Raw genomic sequence first — 1,658 nt, 5'->3', positions numbered from 1 at the left:
GCTGGCGCAGGGACCCGCCGCGGCCCGGGCCGGCGCGCACGCCATGATCGACCTGTCCGACGGGCTGGTGCGCGACCTGCGGCGGGTCTGCCAGGCCAGCGGGACCGGCGCCGAGCTGGACCGGTCGCTGCTGGCGGAGTTCGTGGCGCCGCTGGCCCGCGTGCTGGGCCAGGAGGTCGGGTGGCGGTGCGTCCTCGCCGGCGGCGAGGAGCACTCGCTGCTGGCCTGCTTCGCCCCGCAGGACCGCCCGCCCGGCTGGCACCCGGTGGGGCGGGTGACCGAGGCCGGTGCCGACGGGCCCGGCGTGCGGCTCGAGGGGGAGGAGCTGGGGCCCGGCGGCTGGGACCACTTCGGCGGCTGAGCACGCGCAAGAGCCGGCACCCGGGGACGGGTACCGGCTCGCGCAGGGGCGGCCCGGAGGTACCGGGCCGCGTCAGGTCAGCGGCTGACCTTGCCCGCCTTCAGGCAGGAGGTGCACACGTTGAGCCGCTTGGCGGTCGAGCCGCTGGGGCCGACCTTGGCCCGGACGCGCTGGATGTTGGGGGTCCAGCGACGCTTGGTGCGGCGGTGCGAGTGCGAGATGCTGTGACCGAAGCTCGGTCCCTTGCCGCAGACGTCGCAGGTGGCAGCCACGGTGGTCTCCTGTGGTCGGTGGTGGTCCGGTGAGGCCCCGGGGCAGCCGCCAGGCGGCATCACCGCGAGGGCTTCCGGGGAACCACGTAAGAGTACCGGAACCGGGCACGGTGCCCCAAATGCGCTCCAGGTGACAGGATCGGGCCATGCGTACGTCCACCCGCAGCTACCGCACCGGCGACCAGGACACCGTCCTCGACATCACCGGGGACTGCGCCGACTTCGTCAGCGACGCCGGCGATGGCCTGCTCCACCTGTTCGTGCCGCACGCCACCGCGGGCCTGGCCCTCCTGGAGACCGGCGCCGGCAGCGAGGACGACCTGCTGGCCGCGCTGGCCGACCTGCTCCCGGCCGACGACCGCTGGAAGCACCAGCACGGCAGCCCCGGCCACGGCCGCGCCCACGTGATGCCGGCCCTGGTCCCGCCCTACGCGACGGTGCCGGTGCTGGGCGGCGAGCTGGCCCTCGGCACCTGGCAGCGGGTCTGCCTCGTCGACCTCAACGTGGACAACGCCACCCGCACGGTGCGGATGTCCCTGCTCGCCGACTAGCCTCCCGCTGCAGGAGCAGTCGATCTGGCACCGTCGGAGACGGCAGCAGCCGTAGCGGCGAGAGGAGAGGTCCGGTGACGGGGAGCGCACCGCTGGTGGGGCTCGACCTCGCCACCGCCCGCCGCTGGGTCCTCGCCGCGCGCCAGTCCCTCGCCGAGGAGCGGGAGCGGATCGATGCCCTCAACGTCTTCCCGGTGCCCGACGGGGACACCGGCACCAACCTGCTGCTGACCCTCGACGGCGCGGTCGTCGGGCTGCGCGGCCGCGGCGACGGCGACGGGCTCAGCCTCGCCGACGGGCTCGGCCTGATGGCCCGCGGGACGCTGCTGTCGGCCCGTGGCAACTCCGGGGTCATCCTCAGCCAGCTGGTGCGCGGCGTGCACGAGGCGGCGGTCGCCGCCGGCGGCGACGCCATGGGGCCGCGGGAGCTGGCCGACGCCTTCCAGCGGGCCAGCCGGGTGCCCCGCTCCGGGG

4 protein-coding genes are annotated in these 1,658 nt (G+C 75.6%); 3 read left to right on the top strand and 1 reads right to left on the bottom strand.

All coding sequences use genetic code 11. The annotated features are described in order from the left end of the window. Positions 1–361 (top strand): AIR synthase-related protein (locus GFJ45_RS16020; RefSeq protein WP_267128875.1); only part of this gene is annotated, 361 nt, incomplete at its 5' end. 77 nt (positions 362–438) lie between these two features. Here GFJ45_RS16020 and rpmB read toward each other — a convergent pair. After that, the gene (gene rpmB, locus GFJ45_RS16015) at positions 439–633 is read right to left on the bottom strand and encodes a 50S ribosomal protein L28 (protein WP_153399080.1); all 195 of its coding nucleotides are present in this window, start codon (positions 631–633) and stop codon (positions 439–441) included. Positions 634–779: 146 nt separating this feature from the next. Here rpmB and GFJ45_RS16010 point away from each other — a divergent pair, with 146 nt between their 5' ends. Next, a complete protein-coding gene (locus tag GFJ45_RS16010) occupies positions 780–1,184 on the top strand; it encodes a YjbQ family protein (protein WP_153399078.1) in 405 nt (134 codons plus the stop codon). A gap of 74 nt (positions 1,185–1,258) precedes the next feature. Next, a partial coding sequence (locus GFJ45_RS16005) for a DAK2 domain-containing protein (RefSeq protein WP_194288740.1) occupies positions 1,259–1,658 on the top strand: 400 nt, incomplete at its 3' end.

It is taken from the genome of Ornithinicoccus halotolerans (assembly GCF_009602535.1).
Taxonomy (GTDB): Bacteria; Actinomycetota; Actinomycetes; order Actinomycetales; family Dermatophilaceae; genus Ornithinicoccus; species Ornithinicoccus halotolerans.
The sequence above is the reverse complement of the archived record's forward strand: the minus strand, read 5'-3'. Positions and strand labels throughout refer to the sequence as shown.

What these genes read in the sequence shown, in the direction of transcription:
- GFJ45_RS16010 (WP_153399078.1), top strand. Translation starts at nt 780, where the DNA reads ATGCGTACGTCCACCCGCAGCTACCGCACCGGCGACCAGGACACCGTC.